This window comes from Paenibacillus sp. FSL E2-0201 (assembly GCF_037963325.1).
In the GTDB taxonomy this organism is placed as follows: Bacteria; Bacillota; Bacilli; order Paenibacillales; family Paenibacillaceae; genus Paenibacillus_AQ.
Map to the genome: position 1 here is coordinate 3,035,927 of NZ_CP150154.1, position 15,629 is coordinate 3,051,555.

General features: G+C 43.4%; 20 protein-coding genes. 17 read left to right on the top strand and 3 right to left on the bottom strand.

The annotated features are described in order from the left end of the window. Positions 1–702, top strand: a complete 702-nt coding sequence (locus NSU15_RS13435) for an ABC transporter ATP-binding protein (RefSeq protein WP_170880260.1) — start codon at positions 1–3, stop codon at positions 700–702. Continuing rightward, positions 696–1,424 carry a hypothetical protein gene (locus NSU15_RS13440; RefSeq protein ID WP_339290811.1) on the top strand — a complete coding sequence of 243 codons (729 nt, stop codon included), beginning with the start codon at positions 696–698 and terminating at the stop codon, positions 1,422–1,424. Before NSU15_RS13435 ends, NSU15_RS13440 begins: the two co-directional genes overlap by 7 nt. 113 nt (positions 1,425–1,537) lie before the next feature. Here the strand turns inward: NSU15_RS13440 and NSU15_RS13445 are convergent, their stop codons facing one another. Beyond that, positions 1,538–1,921 carry a PilZ domain-containing protein gene (locus NSU15_RS13445; RefSeq protein WP_076118264.1) on the bottom strand — a complete coding sequence of 128 codons (384 nt, stop codon included), beginning with the start codon at positions 1,919–1,921 and terminating at the stop codon, positions 1,538–1,540. 123 nt (positions 1,922–2,044) lie between these two features. Between NSU15_RS13445 and NSU15_RS13450 the strand changes: the two genes are divergently transcribed. The 10 genes from NSU15_RS13450 to coaD all read left to right on the top strand — a co-directional run bounded on the left by NSU15_RS13450 (position 2,045) and on the right by coaD (position 8,951). Continuing rightward, positions 2,045–2,653 (top strand): pentapeptide repeat-containing protein, encoded by a 609-nt coding sequence (locus NSU15_RS13450; RefSeq protein ID WP_042127185.1) that lies wholly within the window; start codon positions 2,045–2,047, stop codon positions 2,651–2,653. Positions 2,654–3,230: 577 nt separating this feature from the next. Beyond that, positions 3,231–4,040 (top strand): glycoside hydrolase family 73 protein, encoded by an 810-nt coding sequence (locus NSU15_RS13455; protein ID WP_042127186.1) that lies wholly within the window; start codon positions 3,231–3,233, stop codon positions 4,038–4,040. A 20-nt stretch (positions 4,041–4,060) separates the two neighbouring features. Then, positions 4,061–4,345 carry a holin gene (locus NSU15_RS13460; protein ID WP_042127188.1) on the top strand — a complete coding sequence of 95 codons (285 nt, stop codon included), beginning with the start codon at positions 4,061–4,063 and terminating at the stop codon, positions 4,343–4,345. A gap of 112 nt (positions 4,346–4,457) precedes the next feature. After that, positions 4,458–4,880 (top strand): hypothetical protein, encoded by a 423-nt coding sequence (locus tag NSU15_RS13465; protein WP_042127190.1) that lies wholly within the window; start codon positions 4,458–4,460, stop codon positions 4,878–4,880. Between the two features lie 119 nt (positions 4,881–4,999). Further along, positions 5,000–5,104 (top strand): sporulation protein YjcZ, encoded by a 105-nt coding sequence (locus NSU15_RS13470; protein WP_081389784.1) that lies wholly within the window; start codon positions 5,000–5,002, stop codon positions 5,102–5,104. A 206-nt stretch (positions 5,105–5,310) separates the two neighbouring features. Further along, positions 5,311–6,267 (top strand): alpha/beta hydrolase, encoded by a 957-nt coding sequence (locus tag NSU15_RS13475; protein WP_231574178.1) that lies wholly within the window; start codon positions 5,311–5,313, stop codon positions 6,265–6,267. A gap of 159 nt (positions 6,268–6,426) precedes the next feature. Further along, a complete protein-coding gene (locus NSU15_RS13480) occupies positions 6,427–6,885 on the top strand; it encodes a DUF6773 family protein (RefSeq protein ID WP_042127192.1) in 459 nt (152 codons plus the stop codon). 128 nt (positions 6,886–7,013) lie between these two features. Beyond that, positions 7,014–7,253 (top strand): hypothetical protein, encoded by a 240-nt coding sequence (locus NSU15_RS13485; RefSeq protein ID WP_339290816.1) that lies wholly within the window; start codon positions 7,014–7,016, stop codon positions 7,251–7,253. Between the two features lie 587 nt (positions 7,254–7,840). After that, entirely contained in the window at positions 7,841–8,449 is a 609-nt protein-coding gene (gene rsmD, locus NSU15_RS13490; RefSeq protein WP_042127196.1) for a 16S rRNA (guanine(966)-N(2))-methyltransferase RsmD, read from the top strand. Beyond that, positions 8,433–8,951, top strand: a complete 519-nt coding sequence (gene coaD / locus NSU15_RS13495) for a pantetheine-phosphate adenylyltransferase (RefSeq protein WP_339290818.1) — start codon at positions 8,433–8,435, stop codon at positions 8,949–8,951. The genes rsmD and coaD overlap by 17 nt, the downstream gene beginning before the upstream one ends. Here coaD and NSU15_RS13500 read toward each other — a convergent pair. After that, the gene (locus NSU15_RS13500; protein WP_339290820.1) at positions 8,923–10,149 is read right to left on the bottom strand and encodes a nucleoside recognition domain-containing protein; all 1,227 of its coding nucleotides are present in this window, start codon (positions 10,147–10,149) and stop codon (positions 8,923–8,925) included. The genes coaD and NSU15_RS13500 overlap by 29 nt on opposite strands. Before the next feature lie 131 nt (positions 10,150–10,280). On the opposite strand from NSU15_RS13500, the gene NSU15_RS13505 reads away from it, so the two are divergent. Beyond that, positions 10,281–11,339 carry a SepM family pheromone-processing serine protease gene (locus tag NSU15_RS13505; RefSeq protein WP_339290822.1) on the top strand — a complete coding sequence of 353 codons (1,059 nt, stop codon included), beginning with the start codon at positions 10,281–10,283 and terminating at the stop codon, positions 11,337–11,339. On the opposite strand, the gene NSU15_RS13510 is transcribed toward NSU15_RS13505, so the two are convergent. Beyond that, positions 11,329–12,567: a nucleotidyltransferase gene (locus tag NSU15_RS13510; RefSeq protein WP_339290824.1), complete on the bottom strand. Its 1,239-nt coding sequence runs from the start codon at positions 12,565–12,567 to the stop codon at positions 11,329–11,331. The two genes, NSU15_RS13505 and NSU15_RS13510, sit on opposite strands and share 11 nt — an antisense overlap. 308 nt (positions 12,568–12,875) lie before the next feature. Between NSU15_RS13510 and NSU15_RS13515 the strand changes: the two genes are divergently transcribed. From NSU15_RS13515 to plsX, 4 genes are all read left to right on the top strand, one after another. Then, positions 12,876–13,388, top strand: coding sequence for a DUF177 domain-containing protein (locus tag NSU15_RS13515; protein WP_042127204.1), 513 nt, complete (start codon positions 12,876–12,878; stop codon positions 13,386–13,388). A 69-nt stretch (positions 13,389–13,457) separates the two neighbouring features. Then, on the top strand, positions 13,458–13,631 hold the full coding sequence (gene rpmF, locus NSU15_RS13520; RefSeq protein WP_019911234.1) for a 50S ribosomal protein L32: 174 nt from the start codon (positions 13,458–13,460) through the stop codon (positions 13,629–13,631). Positions 13,632–14,057: 426 nt separating this feature from the next. Then, positions 14,058–14,654, top strand: a complete 597-nt coding sequence (gene fapR, locus NSU15_RS13525; protein WP_042127208.1) for a transcription factor FapR — start codon at positions 14,058–14,060, stop codon at positions 14,652–14,654. Continuing rightward, the gene (gene plsX / locus NSU15_RS13530; RefSeq protein ID WP_042127211.1) at positions 14,638–15,627 is read left to right on the top strand and encodes a phosphate acyltransferase PlsX; all 990 of its coding nucleotides are present in this window, start codon (positions 14,638–14,640) and stop codon (positions 15,625–15,627) included. Before fapR ends, plsX begins: the two co-directional genes overlap by 17 nt. Positions 15,628–15,629: the final 2 nt, after the last annotated feature.

Here is a 15,629-nt window from a genome sequence, read left to right on the forward strand (position 1 = left end):
TTGGAAAATATACTTGAGGTTCATGACGTTACTAAAAAATATAGATCAAAGCATGCTCTCCGTGGTGTATCCTTTAATCTGAGTGCGGGTAAGATCACAGGACTGCTAGGCAGTAACGGCAGCGGCAAAAGCACACTAATGAAAATCATCGCAGGACTTACACAGCCTACCTCTGGTCGTGTATCCATTATCGGGGGTTCTGTAGGCGTAGACAGTAAAGCAGTAGTGTCATTTATGCCGGATAAGCCGCTAACAGAATCCTGGATGAGTGTTACAGATGCTCTGAAGTTCCAAAGTGATTTCTATCCGGATTTTGATCAGACGAAGGCTTCACGAATGTTGGAGTTTATGAAGCTAAGAAGTAAAGATAAGGTAAAGGATCTATCCAAAGGAATGAATGAACGTTTACAGCTTACACTTGCCTTATCACGCCGAGCTAGCCTTTATTTACTGGATGAGCCAATCGGTGGAGTAGATCCAGTAGCTAGAACTAAAATTCTTAACGCGTTAGTAGAGTTTTATGAGGAGGACAGCACCATACTCTTATCAACTCATTTAGTATCCGATATTGAGCGGATCTTTGATGATGTGATTTTTATTAAAGAGGGAGAAATTGTGATGCATACGGCGGTAGAGGATATCCGGCTTCGCCATGGCAAAAGCATAGACGAAATGTTCAGAGAGGTGTACGCAGAATGCTAAAGCTAGTGAAGTATGATTTTAGACGGGATAGGGATAAGTTTCTTGCTGTTTTTGTTATCACCATTCTTGTGCAGCTTGTGATAGGATTTACTGTTCGTTCAGATCAAGAGATGTTCATGATGAACGTCACTTCCTATGCTGTAGCAGGTGTAGTGCTTCTCTTTTTTAGTCTGCGCACCTTCGGTCAGAACCTGAGATTATTCAATCGTAGGCTTGTGCCAGTACCAGTCCTGTACACCGTTCTCTCACCGATAATGCTGTTCTTAGGTTCGTTACTCTGTTTATTTCTAGTTGCTTATATTCATTTAGCAGTTGATATTATGATGTTTTCAACTTCGTTTTTGCCGGAAAAATTTTGGTTGATTTCCGCCTATACAGTGCTGATAGTCTTTTGGGCTTCCGCCTACTCTATGTTACTCGTGATGTTCTCCATGACCGTTGCAATGAGTGTGAGAGTGAAAGGAAGAGTATGGATTGGGATAGCTGTTTTTTTTGTAATACAGTATATAATTTCTTTATTAGAAACATCGATGTTCGATCATAAAAATATCACTTTGGAAAGAGCCTTTCGATTTGAAGTGACGGATGAGGCTGCTAAATTAAATAATATTGAGACCTCTCAGTATGTTCTTGGTTTACTTCCTACCCTGTTCGAAGCGATGATTATTGTGATTCTAGTATTTGCTATTGTTAAACTCGTTAAGAAAAGAGTGGAGTTATAGAAGTCTAACTCGTATAGATTTTTAGAACGAAGGCAGAGCGCTTCAGCTTTGTCTTCGTTTTTGTGCAAAAAAAAGACGCCTTTCCATGAGAAGGGCATCTGTTATGTAAAATTCTACAGACCCTCTACATCATTTAGAGAGGCTGTCCATATTTCAAGTTCTTTTAGCAACCGTTCTTCTTCGTCTTCTCTCAATCTAAGCTTAACTCCGTATTGGTACTGGCCGAGTCCAAACATCCAGCCCCAACGAACGCTGCCCACGAGTTGAAGCTTTTCTTCGTTTAATTGAAGATGAATCACTAGCTTTGTATCGCCTGCTGTAAATCGAAGATTTAGAGGGGTACGCACTTTGCAGCCAGATCGGCTAAGATCAAGCAACACGGCTTCTGTTAACTTTCCGGCACCCGGACCAATACTACTTGTTGGAACTTCAATCCAGCATTCAAGCGGCTGGTTCATTACATAGCGGAATGGTTCTTTCCTGCTGGACACATCCATAATTTCCCTCCATATCGTTTATTTGCAATTATATCGAAAGAGATTGTTGAGAACAATCTACTAAAGTGCTATTTTTAATAAGAATAAATTTATTTAATCCTAATGAAGGTGATGAGACTCAACATGTACCAATACCTTAATGAAACGTTCCAAAAACACAATTTTGACCAAGGAAGTCTGCAGGACGGGGAACTAAATAACTGTACATTTGAGCAGTGTTCCTTCAAGGGAAGCTCTATGGAAGAAATGACTTCCATCGGTTGCCGATTTATAGATTGCGATTTTACTGGAGCCATGCTCAATGCATCACACCATAAAGGTTCAGCTTTTACTAACTGTAAGTTCACTGGTGCGAATCTGTTCGTATCGAAATTTGAAGATTGTAAAATGGTAGGATCTGATTTCTCAAATGCTTATATGGACGGGATCACACTTATCGGCGGGGACTGGTCTTACACGAACCTTAGACATACTAATCTTAGCAGACAGGATCTGCGCGGAATTCGATTTACTGAAGCTGATCTAATGGGCTGTAATTTGCAAAAAAGTGATCTTCGAGGGGCTGATTTGAGCCGTGTACAGTTATCTCAATGCAAGCTTAAAGGGGCTGACCTACGGGACGCTATTGTTGAGGGGATTGATTTAAAAAGTTTGGATCTACAAGGAGTTCGTATGGATATAGATCAGGCCGTACTGTTAGCACGTTCTTTTGGAGCTAAGGTAGGAAACTAGGAATAGGGGCATCAGCTGCTAATGTTGTAGCGGTTGATGCCCCTTTAGTTTGTTATCAAGAAATACATATGCACATTGTATGAAACTTCTTATGTATATTTACTTTCTTAACAGTTAACGCAGTCGTTTTCTGGGCTTAGCCCACCATTTAATCCAAAGAAAACCTTCGTCATCACGGAAAAACTTAATGCCCACCCAGCGCAAGGGTGTCCATAGTTCTCTAAAATAATATGAAGGCATAGTCTATTAGACCCTCCTATATAGTCAATTAATACTATATGTTACGCTAGTTTTAATGAAACTTCAAGATAATTTTACTTATAATTACATATTATGAATCTACGAGAAATAAATTTCTCCTGTGAGCAGGACTAATAGCCCTATGCGAGTTGCATGCTTCATTTATTTCTTTTCAGCTACTTATGTCATATTCGAATTATCAAATACGCACGCGCTCTTTGAGCGCGTGTTTTGACGTTTATTTTGAATGGAATCTAGCAATGACGCTCTATTAGTAGGGATATGCACAAGCATTTCATTATGCTCAGCATTTAATAAAAGGAGAGGAAGTGATGAAATGACGGAGACAGAGTTTATTGCGAAGATCGCAAATTTTGCTGAAAAGGACATGCAGATTAGTAAGGTTCCAGCATCGCTAACGATAGCTCAAGCTGCGCTAGAATCAGGCTGGGGCAGCAGCGGGTTGACTGTTAAGGCCAACAATTTGTTTGGAATCAAAGGCAGCGGACCAGCTGGTAGTATTACTGTGCAAACTACTGAATATGTTAATGGTAAGGCTGTTAAAGTAGAAGCTCCTTTTCGGGCCTATAACAACTGGGGAGAATCTGTCGCGGATCATTCCGCGTTGATTGTGAATGGTGTTTCGTGGAATCGTAACCTTTACAGCAAAGTGCTTGGTGCAAGTGGCAAGGTTGCCGCACAAGAGATTGCTGCCGCTGGCTATGCTACCGACCCAAACTATGCAGCAAAGCTAATCCAAATCATGAATACTTACAATCTGTATAAATATGATGAAGAAGCCAAGGAAGGTGATGACGAAATGTCGGCAGAGGATAAACAAAAGCTGGTTAGTCTGGAAACAGAAATAAAAGAATTGCGTGCGCTTATAGTGAGTCTTACGGATAGCAAGGATACGCTAAAAACAGGTGTGCAGGAGCAAGGTCAATCGATTACTAAGCTTTCGGATCGAGTGACTCTAATTGAAGGTCGAGCAGTGATGAATGTACCCCCATGGGCTGAAGCGGCAGTAAAGGCAGCGAGTGCTGCAGAGCTGCTAGATACACCGTCAGGTGGGAGTTATGACTTCTATCGCATAATAACAGTGTTGAACCGTGCAGGCTTACTTGTTCCTGGTAGTGGAAAATGAAATAAGGAGGGTTAAAAACCATGTATAATGATGCTCTCAACAGTGTGCTTGCCTTTGCTTCCGTGCTGGCTGTTTTCGTAATGGCACTTGTACAACTTGTGAAGAATAGCGTGAAACTTCCGCGCAATATTGTACCGGTTGTTGGATTAGCTATTGGCTTGCTGGTTGGAGCAGTTGCTTATCCGTTCACTGATATGAACCTTATTCTGCGACTATGGGCTGGGGGGCTAGCAGGGCTTTCGGCGACGGGGTTATTTGAGCTTGCTTTTAACAAAAGGGATGGTACGAAAACAGATGATAAATGATTTAGTCGTATTCATTTTTTTGAAAATCAATCCTTTCTCACTGGTAAAATGACTACGCATTCTATCAAGATGACTAATATATTATAGTATGAAAAAAAAAGGAGGTGTAAATATGGGAACTTATCTTGACGCTAGAACATCACAAAATGCCAGTCTCGCCAATTCGATAGCTATTCCGATTACGGTAATAAACACGCCACAGTTGTTTGGACAAATTGGTTTGTTAACCGCAGGAGTGACTACGAACCCACGTGTGCTGCTTAAAGGGACAATTTCCGTTACTCTTCCACTGGCATTGGTAGGTATCACAATTACGATTGTAAGAGGAACTTTACCAACGGATCCTAAAGTATATTCTGCTACTTCAACTTTTGGTCTTAGTATACTGGCCCCGCAAGTAATAACCTTCTCGGCAGCGGACTTCTTACCAGCAATCACACCTCAACTCACTTATACAGCATTTGTTTCTTCTAATCTTCTCGGCACAGTCCGTGTGGGTCCAGAAAGCTTTGACGGTATTTTAGTATCTGATTAGAAATTTTTACACTAACCTCGCGCAGTTGGCGGGGTTATATTTTTTGCCGTTCGCCCAATCTTCCAAGGGGGTTAACACATATCCTGTGGTGTATTCTACAATACGGAGGAGGTCTTCACATGGGAGCTGAATTTGGTCATGTCGGTGGTGCTTTTACTAGTACTGGCGCAATCTTAGTATTATTTATCTTGTTAGTAATTATTACGAGCGCATGCATATTCTAGAGATATAAAAAGTCTGCTTCTGGCATTCATGCTGGAAGCAGACTTTTTAATGGTGTTATACCGATTTATCTAGATGAATTAACAATTAAAAGTGGATTGAAGTACATAGGTTTACAAAACTAGGATTTTGAAGATTCAAATATACATGTTATCTTAGTTTGATAACATAAATGAATACTGTTAAATATTATTTAGGAGAGATAGTTTTGAAGAATAAAATGCTGATCGGGATTTCTTCCATTATTGTAGTGTTAATCATTATCGTAACGGTTGGAAGCTTTTATTTCTATCATGTCGCCATTGCACGTGCCTCAAAGGACTTTTTAGATGAGAGTCCAGATCTGCAATCAAGTCCGGAAGTGGAACAATCTAAAGATACTTCACAAGCAGATAAAGAGTGGTGGAACAACCAGCACTTCGACAGGTGGGAGATGGATTCTGATGACGGGATTCATCTTAAGGGGTACTACTTAGCAGCTCCTGTGCAATCTGATAAGACGGTAATCATTGCGCATGGTTATGCTGGAAATGCGACTCAGATGAGTGGATATGCCAGAATGTACTATGAAAGACTGGGATATAATATTTTACTGCCAGATGCTAGAGGACATGGAGACAGCGGTGGTAATTACATCGGGTTCGGCTGGCCTGAGCGCAAGGATTATTTAAAGTGGATTCAGCGAGTCTTGGAAGCGAATGGTGAGAAGACACAAGTGGTGCTTCATGGTGTTTCCATGGGGGGAGCTACGGTCATGATGACAAGTGGGGAAGAGCTGCCACCTAATGTGAAGGCAATTGTAGAGGATTGTGGTTATACATCTGTGAAAGACGAGCTTACGTTCCAGCTGAAGAGAATGTACCATTTACCGGCGTTCCCGATTGTGGACACGACCAGTATGCTGACAAAAATTCGCGCAGGCTATTCCTTTAATGAAGCCTCAGCATTAGAACAGGTGAAGAAATCCGTAACCCCGACACTGTTTATTCATGGTGATAGTGATACCTTCGTTCCTACGGAGATGGTACATACTTTGTATGAGAATAGTCCGGTGGAGAAGGAGCTATATATCGTTCCTAAAGCGGGTCACGGTGAAGCTTTCCGTATGGACCCGGTTAAATATGAGAGCGTAGTTACAGGGTTCGTTGGGAAATTTATAGAGTAAGTGTCTGTCAAAGGACTGCCGAAAGGCGGTCCTTTTGTGTTATATCTCCATTAGCAAACTTATTTGTGTATGTTTGGTTTTTATTCACATTTAAATGCAATATATAAATTGCATTATGTAATAAATATATTATAATTCGGAGTATAAGGAGGGATAATAATGAAAACCAGCAAAGTTAATGATGAACGAATTGTATCTCAAAGAAGGAAAATTCAAAGTGATGCTTATCAAATACTAATTTATTGTTTGCTTATTTCAATTCTGATTCAACAATTCATAATGAATGCTCCGTTTGCGCAATTTGCAGTCGAGTTTTTCTGTTTGATTGGTATTGGAATATATATAACTATACGGCACTTATCTGTTGGGGTTGATATTTGGGATTCCCGAAGTCACACCAATAAAAAGCTGCTTATAAACAGCATTATTTCAGGCGGGATTTGTGTTTCATTGCTTATAGTGTTGGCGGGAGAAAGAAATGTATGGAGTATTATTTTAACCTTTGTTACTTTTACAATGGTTTATTTTCTTGTACACCTAGTGTTACGGAATATAAATAAGAAAAGACAAAGGCAAATTGATGATGAATTAAGCACGGATGAAGATATAGAATGCTGAGAAGATTTTTTAGATTTATCCACAACGGAAGCGTAACTATATAAGGAATGGTTTATGATTTCAACCTCATAATATCTATTATAGATAAGGAAGAGGTGAACAAATTGAAATTCAAAATAAAATCAATAATGATTCTGTCGACATTTTTACTTGCTGTCAGTGCGGGCCAAATTTGTTCAGCTGTACCAGGAGATCATGTTGAAGATTCAGAAAAAGACATACGAACTTACACATTATCCATCCTGTTTGAAGAAATCAATGGCAGAAATCTTACTGTTGAAGGGAATCTTATTAAAGATAATCAAACGAAAAAAATTAGAGTTGATTTGGAGAAGGATAAGTCAAGGTATAAGGTTACTCGAGTATAGGAAATTTAGTGAAATATATAATTGATTGCTACGTAGTACAGCGAAATTTCCATAGTTAGGGATTATGAAAAAGCCTCGTCAACCTTAAATGGCAACGGGGCTTCTTTGAGTTGTTACTTAGTCGAAGGAGGCGTTGTGCCAATAAGCATCTGCAATAGCGGGGATGTCATCCGACACAAAATTTTCCCAAACGAGCCACTGTGAGTACTTCTTTCTTGTTATACGAAACTAGTGATTTTGTATTGTTTTATATACAATAATAACTTTTAAATGTATTTAAACATAAATTCGGGGCCCTATCTCTAGGGCCCCTTTCATGGGAGAGGAGAAACCGGACGAAGAGCTTATGGGGAAACGTAAGCCTGCTCCGCGGTTGTCTACGACATTTGTGGTGTCGATAATTACATGATGTCCCTGTAAGACCAGTCTTATACATAATGACGACTTATTTATCGGAATCGTCTCTGATTGTTCCATTTTTCATAACTAGACAAACTTTTTATTTCAGTGCGCAAATGTGTTACGATAGGCGTGGACTTATGCCCTTTTGGGTATAACAAACAGAGACATAGAGCGGGTGATTGACGGTGAGAGTGGTATCGGGAAGTGCAAAAGGAAGACCACTAAAAAGTGTGCCAGGAAGTGGAACAAGACCTACAACCGACAAGGTGAAGGAAGCTGTGTTCAGTATGATCGGTCCATATTTCGAAGGTGGAGCGGTGCTGGATTTATTCGCAGGTACAGGTGGTCTGGGTATCGAAGCTTTAAGCAGAGGAATGGAAAGTGCCGTATTTGTAGATATGGAGCCTAAAAGTATTGACACCATTCGTGCCAATTTGAAAGCGACTAATCTTGAGGCAAAGGCGCAAGTGTACCGAAATGAAGCAGGAAGAGCGCTCAGTGCGTTGGAGAAGCGGGGACGTGTTTTTGATTTAGTCTTTTTAGACCCTCCTTACCGATTGAAGCACGGAGATGAGCTGATGCTGTCTATGGTAGAAAAAGGAATGCTGCAAGAGGACGCAATCATAGTACTGGAGCATGAATCAAATTATGCCTATCCTGAGGATATCCCAGGATTTTATAGGCTGCGCCAAGCCGTATACGGAGAAACGACAATTTCTATTTATCAGTATGAAGCTAATCCTTCAGTGGACGGCGAGACTGGTGAGGAGGTAGAGAATGAGTCTGCAAATTAGAAAAGAGCGTGTTGCCATCTATCCAGGCACCTTTGATCCCGTGACTATGGGACATATGGATATTATCCGGCGCGCATCCAAGCAGTTCGACCGTTTAATTGTAACGGTGCTTAATAATTTGAGTAAGAACCCGTTATTTACTGTAGAAGAGCGAACAGCGCTTTTAAGACAGGCGACAGCTGACATTCCTAATGTGGAAATCGACAGCTTTAGGGATCTGTTAGTCAATTATGTTCGTCAAAAAGATGCTCAAGTCATTGTTCGTGGTATTCGTACCGTAACTGACTTTGAATATGAACTGCAAAATGCATCCATCAACCATAGTCTGGATCCGGATGCGGAAACGATTTTTATGATGACTAATCCGAAATATTCCTACTTAAGTTCCAGTGTTGTAAAAGAAATTGCCCATTTCGGCGGGAATGTATCTGACTTTGTGACCCCTGAAGTGGAACAAGCTATGAAGCTTAAATTTAATCGGGTCGATGGCGAAAAGAACTAACAAGATATATCGCTGCGGATAATGCTAGCAGGATGAGGAGTAAAAGTGATTGCAGACTAAGCAGTTGTGGAAAAGAGCTCCATATGGCTGTTACATTAATGGTTCTGTTTGGTGTGGATTGTGAATCTGCAAGAGCAGGCAAAACAGCAGTTCCTACAGTCAATAGTGGTTTCCATAGTAGTAGTGTCAATAAAAAAGCATAAGCTCCATGCATCAAGCGAACCGCAGCATAGGGGAGAAATCGGACACCTGCCTCTTTAAGCAGTGTCAGTACTTGCAGCTGTGCGCAGAGTCCGCTCCAGCCAAGTGCAGCGGAAAGTAAGGCCAAGCCTAATACTCCTGTTGATCCGGCGCCGATGCTCGTGAGCCCTTTGCTTATGGCGTCGGCTCCTAAATGAACCTCCAGCAAGCCTGCTGGTAGAGCAGCTGGTAATGCAGGAAGTACAGTAGTAATGATATTGATGACTACGGCGAACATAATCATATAACCGCCCACAACCATCAAATTTTGCACCGCAGTAGCTACCGACTCCCCAAGAAGTTTGCCGAAGCTTCGGCCATCTCTTGATCTGGCTTCAGTGGCTGCAAGCTGGATACGACTATATAAAGAAGGTCGTTTAGTATTCGTACTTTCTTTTACAGAAGGTTGCGGATTGTCTGTCCGGCCGTTTAACAGTGCATCTGTATAACTGGCTAGAAGTCCTGAAATCCAGTGGATCGCAAGTAGAAAGTAGCCTGCGGTAGGACTATGTAGGAAAGCTACACCAATCACAATGAGCAGGGTTACTGGACTGGCGAAATGTGTAAGGGAAGCAAGACGAGCGGCTTCCTTGTCCGAAATGCTGCCCTGCTTATGAAGCTGCATTACACCTCCGGCCCCGCCGGGGAATCCAGTTGTGATTCCAAGCGCCAAAGTCCAGCCGCTCGCGCCGGGAAGTCGGAAGACCTTTTTCATCAATGGTTCCAGGAGCACTCCGAAGCCATGCACGAAGCCCGAAGCAGTCAGCATCTCAGACAACATAAGGAAGGGTAGAAGTGCAGGAAATACGAGTGTCCACCAGAGCTTTAATCCTTGAAGAGAAGCCTCGAAAGAGCTTTCTGGTGAGATGATGATTGCAATGGCTAACAGGATTGCAATCGCCCCGGATAGAAAAGGTGTGGAGCGACTAGCTAGCCGGCGTATTTTAATATTGTTCATTTCTAGAATCACCTCTTCATAACTTAAGGCATAGCAGATGTGTTATCACTTTATGCAGAGTAGACAACCATCATGCCAAACCAATAGTCGAAGCGGTAATGAAGTTCAAACATTCATATCCTAAATGTGCCGTGGGAAAGAAGGGAAGAGCAGTGAAGCAGTTGAAGCATCGGCCGGGATTCCGCGCCACAGCTTACCTCTTTACGTTTGTAGTTATCGTGTATGTATTTGTATTTTTGAACACCCCGTACATTGTCTATCAGCCGGGTAGTGCATCTGAGGTTGCCCCTATGATTAAAGTGGAGAATGCGGATCCGGCTGAAGAAGGAACCTTTATGATGACTACGGTATCTGCTAGTTACGCTAATGTGGCGTTACTGGTCGCCTCTGTTTTTAACTCCAATTCAGAGGTTGTTCGAAAAGAGACCCGGCTGGGAGATAAGTCTGAAGACGAATATGCTGCGGAGCAGGTTTTTTATATGAACAGCTCCCAATCTTACTCCGTTCAGGCGGCTTATCATGCTGCAGGAATTCCGTATGAGGATGTAGTAGATTATTTGTATGTTTTTTCGGTTCCGGTTGAAAGTAATAAGGGTCAATTCCATCCAGGTGACAGAATCATAAGTGTAGAAGGACAGAAGGTACCGGATCCGGAAACACTTTCTGCTTTACTTTCAGCCAAGAAAATCGGTGATCAGGTCGCTGTTGTTTTACAGAGGAATGGTAAAGAAGTAAAGGAGCAAGTGACACTGGTCGAGATCAAAGATAAAGAAGGTACTGCAGTTCGACCTGGTTTTGGAGTCACAATAGCCGCAGTTCAGAAAGTGAAACCTAAAGAACAAGGAAAAGCGGTCAGCTTTGTAGATACGAATGTTGGCGGACCTTCAGCAGGACTGATGTTCACTATGGAGATTTACAACCGTCTTACACCTGGTGATCTAACCAAAGGTCATAGGGTTGCAGGAACGGGCACGATTAACGCTGAGGGTGTGGTAGGTGCTATCGGTGGAGTGAAACATAAGATCGTGGCTGCGGATCGAGAAGGGGCGGAGATTTTTTTCGTACCTGTTAAGAATTACGACGAAGCCAAAGCAAAAGCTGATAAAATCGGCACATCTATGAAGCTGGTACCCGTATCGACACTGGATGAAGCGCTGAAATATATGGAGGAACTACCGGTCAAACCATGACCGGAGGTTCCAAATAATCGCGATACATATCGATTCTGTGAGGTTCTCGAAAAGCTCCTGCGAAAGCGGACGCGGCTTGAAGGTCTCGCTCAAGTTGTGGATGGGAGTGTAGTGAGGGTCGCGTCACGATGGGTAAAGTTGCTTTTTGTTTCATCTCTTTAAGCAGTGCTCGTCCACTTTCTCTAAATCCGAGGATTCGAATATATCCAGGCCCCTCTGCTAATACAGAAGGGGTCATTTCTTCCTTGGTGTGATTTAGTAGAATGTGCAGTAGCAGACGTTGCAGTCGTGTATGTGTGTAACGCTTACTCTTAAGGGCTTGAAGCAAACCCAAAATAGTGAATTGCTCCAGCTCGGGCATAAGACGAAGGATTCTATTCTCCAAGCCTTCATTCATGTCTTGGATTGTTCTTAGCTCTGTAGCGGTACGCGTAGAGAGCAGATGGCGGAGGGGGGCTCGGAAATGCTCTAATTCCAAAGGACCTCTACCGGCTGCATGCTCTCTTTCCAATATGGACACGCTATATTCCGGCATGTAAGCTGCTGGTGATCCACCTTCTTGCAATAGCTTGCGAATAGCAGTGGCGCTTGCGATCGATGAGTCGACTTGCAAAGGGTCATGGAATCCGGCTGCCGTTCGCGGAACGGTTAGCGGCTCGATCTTGCTATTCAGCCGCTGCAAGGCAATGAGATAATGCAAGCCAAGGCTGTTATTCGGCTGGCGAAGCAGCTCGCCAGCATCGAAGGGACTCTCCTCTTCATGGAGAGTCCCTTCAAAGGCCACCGCCGCCGCTGCGCTGTACGCGGCGGGGAAGCTCGCTCCGAGCGCCATGCGGCGGCGGATCTCGCTCTGAAGTTCGCTGCTTTCCTCTGCCAGATACTTGGCCAGAGGAAGCAGCGAACCCAAAGTGCCGGCTTCGGAGCCGAAGCACAAGCTGTCCACGACCCCGGTCGCTTCCAGCAGTGCAACTGCTCCGAAGGCGAACCATTCTGCCGGCTGTACAGCATAAGCCACCGGCAGCTCAATGACGAGGTCGGCGCCCATTCGTAGCGCCATCTCTGTCCGGGCTTGCTTGCTCACCGCCGCCGGCTCGCCGCGCTGAGTAAAGGGTCCGCTCATGACCACGATGGCGCGCTCAGCACCTGATAGTCTTTTGGCTTCGGTGAAGTGGTGTACATGACCGTTATGTAATGGGTTGTATTCTGCTACTATTCCAACCGTTGTCACTGCTGCTTCCCTCCATAAGTAACCATTATTTAAAATATAAGAAGGTATAAATTATGCACCTATCCTTTATCTCTTATATTTCACGATTAAACGCTTTTCGTCCTTATAGAACGCCAAAGGTGTTTATGCATGTAGAGATTACTAGGATAAATATCCTGAAACTCTATTCGCACAAGCTGTCATTTTGATTTACACTAATAGTTATATCATAATTCTCCCCAATTCCTGAAACAATATAAAGGGAAAATGGTTGACAAAGGTATATAATACTAGGTATAATAAATTTTGTTTGTTTGGGAGTGATAAGTATGCAGATTCACTTTCGCAAATTAGCGAATGCCGACGAACCGTTACATATTCACGATGTTGTGGATGTCAGCGAGGTAGTCAAAGGGCGCAAGGATATTCTAGCTGTTGCTCCGCTCTCAGTGGACCTTAAAGCGCTGCCCGCGGGAACCGATTGTGTGAACGTGGTGGGGAAACTGAGTGGAGATGTGGACATGTTATGTTCACGTTGTCTCACGGAGGTCAAAAGTGATTTGAACATTCCTTTTGCTGAGACTTTCAAGTGGCTTAAGCAGCCAGTTCTTCCAGATGATGACGAAGATGAGGAACTCATTTACGTCAAGGATGAGGTTGTGGATCTTATCCCATATGTGGAAGAAAATTTCGTACTGCACTTACCGGATTCGGTATTGTGCAAGGCAGACTGTCTTGGTCTTTGTCAGAAATGCGGACAGAACTTGAACGAAGGCACCTGCAGTTGCGACAACACAGTGATCGATCCTCGACTCGCTGCGTTGAAAGACTTTTTCAAATGAAACATTACAACAAAACACATCCTGCTCTGAGGAGCAGGCTGACAGAAATATCACGAGGAGGTGGAACACATGGCAGTACCACAACGTAGAACGTCTAAGACACGCCGTGACAAACGTCGCACCCACTTTAAGTTGGTTGTGCCGGGCATGGTGAAATGCGAACAATGCGGAGAGTTGAAATTGGCTCACCACGTATGTAAAGTTTGCGGAACTTACAAAGCAAGAGAAATCATCAAACAATAGTTTTAGAATAAATAGTACTTCACTCTTGGTGAAGTACTATTTTTTTTGAAATATAAGACTATATAAGTTTCACTCCTCTATAAATTCCTTGTATTTTTCGCACAAACGCTTACCGTCTATTAGGGACGCTGAAGCGTTTAGACTTGTCCAAACATAAGCCGCCCAGAAGTCAATGCTTTATTTTTGGTGCGGCATGCTTTATACTACATATTAGTACCTGGTTCTAAATAGTGAATATGGTTATTTGACCTAATATAACAGCGGCCATCAAGCGGCCGAATGCTTTCTTTAAAATATAAGAAAGTATAAGTTATACACCTATACTTTTTTGTCTTATATTTCTCGCTTAAACGTTTATCGTCCTTTTAAGGATACCGAAGGCGTTTATGCTTGGCACGTGCCAGGAGGTGAGCCGCAATCGAGCGGATGTCCAAGAAAGAACGTCAGCAACAGCTGCTACATATAATCGCAGGCAATCCTTTTGTAACAGATCGGGAGCTGACTCGTCAGCTGAAAGTTAGCATTCAGACGATTCGGTTAGACCGGATGGAGCTGGGAATACCGGAACTGCGTGAACGAATGAAACAAATGGCAGAGCACTCCTATGATCAGGTGCGCTCTTTGCCTGCGGATGAAGTCATCGGAGACATTGTGGATCTACAGCTGGACAAGAGTGGGATTTCGATATTTGAGATTCGCGAAGATCATGTTTTCTCTAGAAATGGGATCGCTCGAGGTCACTATGTGTTTGCTCAAGCGAACTCACTTGCGGTTGCCGTAATCAACGATGAAATCGCTCTGACCGCTTCAGCCGATATCCGTTTTGTACGCACAGTTCAGCTAGGTGAGAAGTGTATTGCCAAAGCACAGGTGCGGTCACTCGCTGGTAGGGGTGGCAAAGCGGAGGTGGATGTATTCACTTATGTCGGAGAAGAATTAGTGTTTCAGGGCCATTTTATAGTGTATCGGTCCGCAAATGATGAACACAGTGAAGGGGGTAACCATAGTGCTGATCGCCATTGATGCCATGGGCGGGGACAACGCTCCTGAATGTAATGTCGAGGGGGCGTTGTCCGCGGCCGCGGAATGGAAAGATACGCAGATTGTGCTCGTTGGTGACGAAGCCAGATTAGAGCCACTGCTGAGGGACAAACCGTCCAATCTGACAATACGTCATGCAGGAGATGTCATTGGTTCTGATGAAGAGCCAGTTAAGGCGGTTCGTCGTAAAAAAGATTCATCCATGGTTGTAGCTGGAAGAATGGTCCGCGAAGGTGAAGCAGATGCTATGATTTCGTCAGGCAACACGGGTGCGTTAATGACTACAGGACTCCTCGTAGTTGGCCGGATGCAGGGGATTGAACGTCCTGCTCTGGCGCCTATGATTCCGACGCTGGACGATGTTGGCGTATTGGCGCTTGATCTTGGTGCCAACATGGATGCGAAGCCTGAACATCTGGTGCAATATGCACTGATGGGAACCATTTATCGAAACAAAGTGCATGGTATTGCTAAGCCGAGAGTCGGACTTCTGAATGTAGGAACAGAGCCTGGAAAGGGCAATGAACTGACAAAAGTAGCCTATCCACTGCTTGAGAACTTGCCAGGCATTCATTTTATCGGTAATGTTGAGGCACGTGACGTGCTTACAGGGAACTGTGATGTGCTTGTCTGCGATGGATTTGCCGGTAACATTTTACTGAAGTCACTAGAGGGTACGGCGGGTGCATTGTTCTCTTTGCTGAAGGAGCAATTTAGTCGTTCTCTGAAAACTAAGCTTGGCGCGGCTATGCTGATGCCAGAGCTTAGAGCTCTAAAAGGTAAAATGGACTACAAAGAGCACGGTGGTGCACCTCTGCTCGGTCTTAGCGGATTGGTAGTGAAAGGGCACGGATCTTCAGATGGAAATGCGGTTAAAAATGCGGTAAGACAAGCGCGGATTGCTCTGCAAGCTGAGCTTGTGCCAAGTATATCCAAGGAAATTAGCGGGAAGTGAGT